The organism is Pararhodobacter sp. (genome assembly GCF_034676075.1).
Lineage (GTDB): Bacteria > Pseudomonadota > Alphaproteobacteria > Rhodobacterales > Rhodobacteraceae > Pararhodobacter.
Map to the genome: position 1 here is coordinate 36,777 of NZ_JAUCCQ010000020.1, position 8,537 is coordinate 45,313.

The following is an 8,537-nucleotide window of genomic DNA, read 5'->3' on the forward strand; positions in this document are numbered from 1 at the left end:
AAATTCTTGCCTGAACCAGTGCCGCGGCCTTAGCGTTTCATAGGCTCTGTTCCCGTGGGAACAGCGCCGCCGGCCCCTTTTCTGCATTCTGTTCATTCCGACACTGCAACCCGAGAGGCTTTCATGACCGATATTTCCCGCCGCAGCTTCCTGATTACCGCCGCCGCCGTCCCGGCGGCCCTCGCCGCCCTGCCCGCCGCCGCCGCGACGCAGGACGTCACCATCCAGGGCATGGCCTTTGCCCCCCAGACCATCACCATTGCCGCCGGCGACACGGTGCGCTGGACCAATCAGGACGGCGCGCCGCATACCGCGACCTTTCAGGCTGCCGGGATGGATACCGGGCGGCTCAGCCGCGGCGGCACGGGCGAGTTGACCTTCGCGCAACCGGGCACCTACGATTACGTCTGCGCCATCCATCCCTCGATGCGCGGCCGCGTCGTCGTCACCGGCTGACCCGGGAACTCGCGGGCCACAAGGCTCTGGAACGGCCCGGAAATCCGATTAGGATACCCTTCTGCCACGCCGGAGGCCCCTTGCCCGCGAGTTTCACCATCCTGCCCGAACGAGGCCTGGTCTACGTGCATTATTCGGGCTTCGTCACCATCGGCGACACCCATGATGCCATCGCCGATTACATGCGCCACCCCGCCAGTCGCCCGGGCCAGATGCAACTGGTCGACCTGTCGGACGTCACCGGGTTCGAGGACGATATCGTCGAGCTGATCAAGCTGCAGGCCGGAAAGGCCGACCTGTTCCGCCCGGCGGACGGCATCCAGACGCTGCTGGTCTATTACGCGCCCCATGACGAGGGCTTCGCCATGGCCAAGCTGATCCTGCGGTCCTGGCAGGGCGTGACTTCGGTCATGGCGACGATCCAGCGGCACGAGGCCGAGGCGCTCGATATCCTCGGCCAGCCCGAGCGGCGCATGCTCGACCTGCTGTCAGCGGCGGGTTGAGGAAACCCCGCCCGCCACGCGCTCGCCGGTCCGCTCGAAAACCGCCGCCCCGGCGGGGAGTGCGGCGGCAGGGACAAGGCGGAAAATCGGCACCTCCGGGCAGAGCGTTCCGACCGGTCGCGCGACGCCGCGTCACGGTTCGACCGCCCTTGCGGCCCTGGGGCACGGCTGAAACATTGCTGCAACAACCGGGAGCTAAAAACCCGTTCAATTCCAATGCGCCACGGGGGGAGCAGACATGGATTTCGCCTTGAGCGAGGAACAGGGCGCCATTTTCGACATGGCCTATGAATTCGGGCAGGAGCATATCGCCCCCTTCGCCCGGCAATGGGAAGCCGAGGGCACGATCCCGCGCGACCTTTGGCACAAGGTGGGCGAGCTGGGCTTCGGCGGGCTCTATGTCGGCGAGGCCTCGGGCGGCACCGGGCTGGGGCGTCTGGATGCCACGCTGGTGTTCGAGGCGCTCAGCATGGCCTGCCCGGCGGTGGCCAGTTTCCTGTCGATCCACAACATGTGCGCGGCGATGCTGGACAAGTTCGGGTCCGAGGATCTGAAGGCCCGGATCCTCGCCCCCGCCGTGACCATGGAGACGCTGCTCAGCTATTGCCTGACCGAACCCGGCGCGGGCTCGGACGCGGCCTCGCTCAAGACCCGGGCCGAGAAATCGAACGCGGGCTACCGACTGAACGGGACCAAGGCCTTCATCTCGGGCGGCGGCTATTCCGACGCCTATGTCGTGATGTGCCGCACCGGCGGCGAGGGGCCGAAGGGGATTTCCACCCTGGTGGTGGAAACGGGCAGTGACGGGCTCAGCTTCGGCGGGCTCGAGGACAAGATGGGCTGGCGCGCGCAACCCACGCGGCAGGTGCAGTTCGACGATTGCCTGGTCCCGCACGAAAACCTTGTCGGCACCGAGGGCGACGGCTTCAAATACGCGATGATCGGGCTCGATGGCGGGCGGCTCAATATCTCGGCCTGTTCGCTGGGCGGCGCGCAGGCGGCGCTCGACCAGACGCTGGCCTACATGGGCGAACGGCGGGCCTTCGGCAAGACCATCGACCAGTTCCAGGCCCTGCAATTCCGCCTCGCCGATCTGGAGATCGAGCTGCAGGCGGCGCGGACCTTCCTGCGCCAGGCAGCATGGAAACTGGACCAGAAGGCCCCCGACGCCACCAAATTCTGCGCCATGGCCAAGAAGTTCGTGACCGAAGCCGGAAGCCATGTCGCCGACCAATGCCTGCAATTGCACGGCGGCTACGGATATCTGGCCGATTACGGGATCGAGAAGATCGTGCGCGATCTGCGGGTCCACCAGATCCTTGAGGGCACCAACGAGATCATGCGCCTGATCACCGCCCGCGCGCTGCTGGCCGAGAGGGGCTGATGGAACCCGAGCTTCTGATCCGCACCGAGGGCCGCGCCGGCCGCCTGACGCTGAACCGGCCCAAGGCCTTGAACGCGCTGACGCATGGCATCTGCCTGCAAACGACCGAAGCGCTGGAACGCTGGCGCGACGATCCCACGGTATCGCTGGTCATTCTGGACGGCGCGGGGGAACGGGCCTTCTGCTCGGGCGGCGACATCGCGCAGGTGACGGCGGCCGGCAAGGCGGGCGATTACGCCATGGGCCGGGATTTCTGGCGCGACGAATACCGCATGAACCTGCTGCTCGCGACCTATCCCAAGCCGATCGTCAGCTTCCTGCACGGCTTCGTCATGGGCGGCGGGGTGGGCTATGGCTGCCACATCCCGCACCGGGTGGTGGGCGAGTCGACGCAGATGGCCATGCCCGAATGCGGCATCGGCATGATCCCCGACGTGGGCGGCACCTACCTTCTGGGCCGGGCGCCCGGGCAGCTGGGCCTCTACCTCGCGCTGACCGCGGCGCGGATGGGACCGGGCGACGCGATCCACGCCGGTTTCGCCAACCGCTTCCTGCCCGAGGCGGAGTGGGACGCCACCAAGGCCGCGCTCTGCGCGACAGGCGATCTGGACGCCCTGCCGGTCCGCTACACGCCCGAAAGCCTGATGGCGGCGGAACAATCGCGCATCGACCGGCTGTTCGGCCACCCGACAATGCCCGCAATCATCGCCGCGCTTGAGGGCGACGACAGCCCCCTCGCCCAAGCGGCGCTGAAAGCCATCCGCCGCAATTCGCCGCTGTCGATGGCCTGCACGCTGGCCATGCTGCGGCCCGCGCCGCTGACGCTGGAAGAGGCGCTGAAGCAGGAATACCGCTGGACCTGGCGCTCGATGCAGCACGGCGATTTCATCGAAGGGGTGCGCGCCCAGATCCTCGACAAGGACCGCAACCCAAGGTGGAAGCACCCCGCGCCCGAGGCCGTGACAGAGGCCGAGGTCGCTGCCATGCTGGCGCCGCTCGGGTCGGACGAGCTGACGTTCTGAACCAACAGCGGACGGGATGGCGCGATGATACTCTGGGGCCTGATGGATTCGCCCTTCGTGCGCCGGGTGGCGGTGGCGCTGCATCATCACGGCTGCGCCTATCAGCGCCGCCCGCTCTCGGTCTTTCGCGATTTCGAGACGATGCGCGCGACCAATCCGCTGGGCCAGGCGCCGGTCCTGACCTTGCCCTCGGGCGCGGTGCTGACCGACAGCCGCGCCATCCTCGAATGGCTGGACGCCACGCATCCGGCGACCTCGCTCACCCCCGCGGGCGACGCCATGCTGCCGGTCCTCCAGGTCGAGGCCGTGGCGCTGTCGCTGGCCGACAAGGCGGTGCTCCTGATGGGCGAGCTGATCCGCCGCCCCGTCGCGTTGCGGGACCCCGAAGCCATCGCCCGCCTGCAGACCCAGATCACCGGCGCCCTCGACTGGCTGGAGGACCGCGCCGCCACCGCGCCCGTTTTCGAGCGCCTGACCCGCGCCGATCTGGCGCTGGGCTGCGCGACCAAATACCTCGCCGAGAAACAGCCGCGGCGGCTGGGCGAGCGCCCGGCGCTGATGCGTCATTCGCGCTGGTGCGAGGCGCAGCCGCCCTTCGCCGCCGCTCCCTATTCCGCCGCCGAGGCCATGGCCACCGGCTGGCGTCCCGAACCTGAGGAGGAAAAATCATGAACATCGCCTTTATCGGCCTCGGCAACATGGGCGCGCCGATGGCCGCCAATCTGATCAAGGCGGGTCACGCCGTCACCGGCTTCGACACGATGGCCAAGCCCGAGGGCCTGACCATGGCCGCAAGCGCCGCCGAGGCCGCTTCGGGCGCCGATGTGGTCATCACCATGCTCCCGAACGGCGCCATCCTGCGCACGGTGGCCGAGCAGGTGATCCCGGCCATGAAGCCGGGCGCGGTGCTCTGCGATTGCTCGACGGTCGATGTCGACAGCGCCAAGGCGGTGGCCCAGCAGGCCGAGGCCGCGGGACTGGGCGCGCTGGATGCGCCGGTCTCGGGCGGCATCGGCGGGGCGGCCGCGGGGACGCTCACCTTCATGGTCGGCGGATCGGACGCGGCCTTCGCCACGGTCAAGCCGCTCTTCGACATCATGGGCCAGAAGGCCGTGCATTGCGGCGATGCGGGCGCCGGGCAGGCCGCCAAGATCTGCAACAACATGATCCTCGGCGTCACCATGATCGCCACCTGCGAAGCCTTCGCGCTGGCCGACAAGCTGGGCCTCGACCGGCAGAAGATGTTCGATGTGGTGAGCACCTCCTCGGGCTACAGCTGGACGATGAACGCCTATACCCCCGCGCCCGGCGTCGGCGCCAAATCCCCCGCCGACAACGGCTACAAGCCCGGGTTCGCGGCGGAGCTGATGCTGAAGGACCTGCGCCTCAGCCAGCAGGCCGCCGACAGCGCGGATGCCGACACGCCGATGGGCCAGCTCGCCGCCCAGCTCTACGAGCAATTCGTGGAACGCGAGGACGGCCGCGGCATGGACTTCTCGGCCATGCTGCCCCGCTTCGAAAAACGCGGACGCGGCTGATGGGCTGGGCCGCGGCCAGCCTCCCCGGCCTCGCCCCCGAGGAGGCGGCGCGGCTCGATGCCCTGCCAGTGACGACCTTGCCGCGCGGCGCCCGGGTCTTCGGCCCGGGCGAGACGCCGCAAGGCTTCGCCATGGTCCTGTCCGGGCGGATCGAGGTCTCGCTCACCGGTCCTTCGGGGCGCGAGATCCTGCTCTACGCCGTCGAACCCGGGCAAAGCTGCATCCAGACCACGCTGGGCCTTTTGGGCGACGAGCCCTATTCGGGCGAGGCGCTCTGCGTCAGCGACACGCGGATCGTGGTGATCCCCGCCGCCCTGTTCCACGGGCTGATGGCACGGTCCGAGGCCTTCCGCGGCTTCGTCTTCCGGGCGCTCGCCAGCCGGATGAACGACATGACGGCGCTGCTGGAGCGGGTCGCCTTCACCCGGGTCGAGGCCCGGCTCGCCGCGGCGCTTCTGGACCTCGGCGGCAGCGGCGCCGTCGAGGCCACGCATGCCGAACTCGCCGCCCGCATCGGATCCGCCCGCGAGGTCGTCTCGCGCCGGCTGGAAGCGATGGCGAAACGCGGCCTCGTCGCCACCGACCGCGGCAGGGTCGATCTGCGTGACCGCCCGGCGCTGAAACGCCTGGCCGAGGCGCAATGACGCAGCCCCGCCCCTCCGCGCGCGTGACCACGTCACAGACCGACTCGGGGCGCCCGCGCTAGACATCTCCTGTCCGCGAACAGCAAAGGAGACCGCCATGTTCACGCGCAACGAAGGGTCCATCGACCGCATCCTCCGCGTCATCGTCGGGCTCGCCCTTCTCGCAGGCTTTTTCGTCTTCCCCGAGGCCGCCTATCGCTGGGCCTTCCTCCTTGGCTTCATCCCGCTGGTGACCGGCCTTGTGGGCACCTGCCCGCTCTATTCGATCTTCGGCCTGTCGACCTGCCCGGTGAAGCGCCCGTAACGCAACGCCCGTAACCGGGCGCCCGGAGGGACCCCCAGGGGGCCCGACACGCCGCGCGAAGGCTCCCCTTGCGGGGGCCTGAGCGCGGCGTTTCCCTGTCGTTATTGCGCGGCTTCCGGTTGCCCCTCGGAGGCCTGCTGATGCGCCCACATCTCGGCATAGCGCCCGCCCCGCGCCATCAGCACGGCATGCGGGCCCTCCTCGACCACCACGCCCTCTTCCAGCACCACGATCCGGTCCGCATCGACCACGGTGGACAGCCGGTGCGCAATGGTGATCACCGTCCGCCCGCTGCCCGCCGCAGCCAGCGCCTCCTGAATGCCGCGCTCGGTATGGGTGTCCAGCGCCGAGGTCGCCTCATCCAGCAGCAGGATCGCCGGGTCCTTCAGCAGCGTCCGGGCGATGCCGACCCGCTGCTTCTCGCCACCCGAAAGCTTCAGCCCGCGCTCGCCGACCTGGGTCTGATAGCCCTCGGGCAGCATGCTGATGAAATCGTGGATCCGGGCGGCGCGGGCGGCGGCCTCGACCTCCTCCCGCGTGGCGTCGTCCTTGCCGTAGGCGATATTGTAATAGATCGTGTCGTTGAAGAGCACGGTATCCTGCGGCACCACGCCGATTGCCGCGTGCAGGCTGTCCAGCGTCACGTCCCGGATATCCTGACCGTCGATGGTCAGCCGTCCACCGCTCACGTCATAGAAACGGAAGAGCAGCCGCCCGATGGTCGATTTCCCGCTGCCCGAGCGCCCGACCAGCGCGATCTTCTGCCCTGCCGGCACGTCGACAGTGATCCCCTTCAGGATCTCGCGTTCCGGGTCATAGGCGAAATGCACCGCTTCCAGCCGCACATGCCCGCCCGACAGCCGCAGCGGCACCGCCCCGGGCTTCTCGGTCACGTCCGGCGCCTGACCCAGCAGGCCGAACATCTCGCCCATATCGACCAGCGCCTGCCGGATCTCGCGATAGACCGTGCCGAGGAAGTTGAGCGGCATGGTGATCTGGATCATGTAGGCGTTGACCATGACGAAGTCGCCGACCGTCAGCTGGCCGTTCTGCACGCCGACCGCCGCCATGACCATGACCACCACCAGCCCCGTGGTGATCAGCGCCGTCTGGCCGAAATTCAGCACCGCCAGCGAATATTGCGTCTTCAGCGCCGCCGCCTCATAGCCCGCCATCGCCCCGTCATAGCGACGCGCCTCACGCTCTTCGGCGTTGAAATACTTGACGGTTTCGAAGTTCAGCAGGCTGTCGATGGCCTTCTGGTTGGCATCCGTATCCTGCTGGTTCATCACCCGGCGTATCTTCACCCGCCATTCGGTCACGGCAAAGGTGAACCAGACGTAAAGCGCGATGGTGACGACGATCACCGCCAGATACCAGACGTCGAAGAGGACCAGCATGACCACAGCGATCATCAGCAGTTCCAGCACCAGCGGCCCGATGGAGAACAGCAGGAACCGCAGCAGGAAATCAACGCCCTTGACGCCGCGCTCGATGATCCGGCTGAGGCCGCCGGTCTTGCGCGTCAGGTGATAGCGCAGGCTCAGCGCGTGGATATGGGTGAAGGTCTCCAGCGCCAGCTGCCGGAGCGCCCGCTGCCCGACGGCGGCAAAGAAGGCGTCGCGCAATTGCTGGAAGCCGTTGTTCATCAGCCGCGCCAGGCCATAGGCGATGGTCAGGCCCACGGCGCCCACCCCCACCAGCCAGCCCGCGTCCAAGGGCGTCGGCGCCAGCGCATCGACGGCGGCCTTGTAGAGCATGGGCGAGCCCACGGCGATCAGCTTCGAGATCAGCAGCGCCACCATGGCCAGCACGACACGGGTCCGCAGCCCCTTCTGCCCCGGAGGCCAGAGATAGGGCGCCACCTTGGCGATGGTCGCCCATCCCGAGGCGCGGGGCTGGTCGGGATCGGCGGGCAGGGCAGACTTCGAGGGGCGATAGCGCATGGGGCTCCAGGCAGGCAGAGGGCTGGCGTGCGGACAGAGGTAATGCCCCCGCCCGGACAAGACCAGTCAGCGCAACGGCTTTCCTGCCGCGCCACGCCCGGTATCAATTCCGGGCGGTCTAGTTCTCGGGCAGGGTGAAGACCTGGCCGGGATAGATCAGGTCGGGATTGCGGATCTGGCTGCGGTTGGCGCGGTAGATGATGACATAGCGCTCTCCCGCCCCGTAGCGCTCGCGCGAGATATGCCAGAGCGTATGGCCCGGCTGCACGGTGATCAGCGAGACCCGGGGCGCGCTGGTGGCGGGCGCCGCCTCGAAGGTACTGCCCGAGACTGGCGCCGATGCCGCCACTTCGGCGGTCTGGGCGCCGGTGTTTGCCCCGGCGGCCGCGCTCTGTCCCGTTGCCGTGCTGGCAGTTGCGCCGCCCGTGTTCCCCGCCGCCGGGACGCTGCCGGACTCGGTCACCAGCGCGGTCACACTGGCCGCCCCCTCACCCGGGACCGGGGCGCTGGCCGAGCCGCTTTCGGCATTCCCCGTCGCCTCGGCAGTGCCGGAGGCCTCGGCGAGTGCCGCCTCACCACCAGTCACAGAGGCCCCGCTGTCGCCATTGCCGGTTCCCTCGGCAGCGCCGGAGGCGCTCGCCAGCGTTCCCTGGTCCGAGCCCTCGCTCGCCGCTGACATGGCCGCATCGGCACCATTGCCGGTTCCCGCGACCGCCGCGGAACCGCTTGCCAGCGTCCCG

General features: G+C 68.6%; 10 protein-coding genes. 8 read left to right on the top strand and 2 right to left on the bottom strand.

The features are described from left to right. Positions 1–123: 123 nt before the first annotated feature. The 8 genes from VDQ18_RS08800 (at position 124) to VDQ18_RS08835 (ending at position 5,851) form a co-directional block, all read left to right on the top strand. Positions 124–456 (top strand): cupredoxin family copper-binding protein, encoded by a 333-nt coding sequence (locus tag VDQ18_RS08800; protein WP_323020572.1) that lies wholly within the window; start codon positions 124–126, stop codon positions 454–456. Positions 457–536: 80 nt separating this feature from the next. After that, positions 537–959: a hypothetical protein gene (locus tag VDQ18_RS08805; RefSeq protein ID WP_323020573.1), complete on the top strand. Its 423-nt coding sequence runs from the start codon at positions 537–539 to the stop codon at positions 957–959. A 238-nt stretch (positions 960–1,197) separates the two neighbouring features. Next, complete coding sequence (locus VDQ18_RS08810; protein ID WP_323020574.1) at positions 1,198–2,343, top strand: acyl-CoA dehydrogenase family protein; 1,146 nt, start codon at positions 1,198–1,200, stop codon at positions 2,341–2,343. Next, complete coding sequence (locus VDQ18_RS08815; RefSeq protein WP_323020575.1) at positions 2,343–3,365, top strand: enoyl-CoA hydratase/isomerase family protein; 1,023 nt, start codon at positions 2,343–2,345, stop codon at positions 3,363–3,365. Before VDQ18_RS08810 ends, VDQ18_RS08815 begins: the two co-directional genes overlap by 1 nt. 24 nt (positions 3,366–3,389) lie before the next feature. After that, positions 3,390–4,037 carry a glutathione S-transferase family protein gene (locus VDQ18_RS08820; protein ID WP_323020576.1) on the top strand — a complete coding sequence of 216 codons (648 nt, stop codon included), beginning with the start codon at positions 3,390–3,392 and terminating at the stop codon, positions 4,035–4,037. Continuing rightward, entirely contained in the window at positions 4,034–4,903 is an 870-nt protein-coding gene (gene mmsB / locus VDQ18_RS08825) for a 3-hydroxyisobutyrate dehydrogenase (RefSeq protein ID WP_323020577.1), read from the top strand. Before VDQ18_RS08820 ends, mmsB begins: the two co-directional genes overlap by 4 nt. Then, positions 4,903–5,547 (top strand): Crp/Fnr family transcriptional regulator, encoded by a 645-nt coding sequence (locus VDQ18_RS08830; RefSeq protein WP_323020578.1) that lies wholly within the window; start codon positions 4,903–4,905, stop codon positions 5,545–5,547. The genes mmsB and VDQ18_RS08830 overlap by 1 nt, the downstream gene beginning before the upstream one ends. A 97-nt stretch (positions 5,548–5,644) precedes the next feature. Next, positions 5,645–5,851 carry a DUF2892 domain-containing protein gene (locus VDQ18_RS08835; RefSeq protein WP_323020579.1) on the top strand — a complete coding sequence of 69 codons (207 nt, stop codon included), beginning with the start codon at positions 5,645–5,647 and terminating at the stop codon, positions 5,849–5,851. Between the two features lie 101 nt (positions 5,852–5,952). Here VDQ18_RS08835 and VDQ18_RS08840 read toward each other — a convergent pair whose 3' ends face one another. Both VDQ18_RS08840 and VDQ18_RS08845 read right to left on the bottom strand, forming a co-directional pair. Further along, on the bottom strand, positions 5,953–7,797 hold the full coding sequence (locus VDQ18_RS08840) for an ABC transporter ATP-binding protein/permease (protein ID WP_323020580.1): 1,845 nt from the start codon (positions 7,795–7,797) through the stop codon (positions 5,953–5,955). A gap of 118 nt (positions 7,798–7,915) precedes the next feature. After that, on the bottom strand, positions 7,916–8,537 hold a 622-nt coding region (locus VDQ18_RS08845; protein ID WP_323020581.1), incomplete at its 5' end, for a LysM peptidoglycan-binding domain-containing protein.

Coding starts and splice junctions, on each gene's coding strand:
- VDQ18_RS08815 (WP_323020575.1), top strand. CDS start 2,343: ATGGAACCCGAGCTTCTGATCCGCACCGAGGGCCGCGCCGGCCGCCTG.
- VDQ18_RS08830 (WP_323020578.1), top strand. CDS start 4,903: ATGGGCTGGGCCGCGGCCAGCCTCCCCGGCCTCGCCCCCGAGGAGGCG.
- VDQ18_RS08800 (WP_323020572.1), top strand. CDS start 124: ATGACCGATATTTCCCGCCGCAGCTTCCTGATTACCGCCGCCGCCGTC.
- VDQ18_RS08840 (WP_323020580.1), bottom strand. CDS start 7,797: ATGCGCTATCGCCCCTCGAAGTCTGCCCTGCCCGCCGATCCCGACCAG.
- VDQ18_RS08810 (WP_323020574.1), top strand. CDS start 1,198: ATGGATTTCGCCTTGAGCGAGGAACAGGGCGCCATTTTCGACATGGCC.
- mmsB (WP_323020577.1), top strand. CDS start 4,034: ATGAACATCGCCTTTATCGGCCTCGGCAACATGGGCGCGCCGATGGCC.
- VDQ18_RS08835 (WP_323020579.1), top strand. CDS start 5,645: ATGTTCACGCGCAACGAAGGGTCCATCGACCGCATCCTCCGCGTCATC.
- VDQ18_RS08820 (WP_323020576.1), top strand. CDS start 3,390: ATGATACTCTGGGGCCTGATGGATTCGCCCTTCGTGCGCCGGGTGGCG.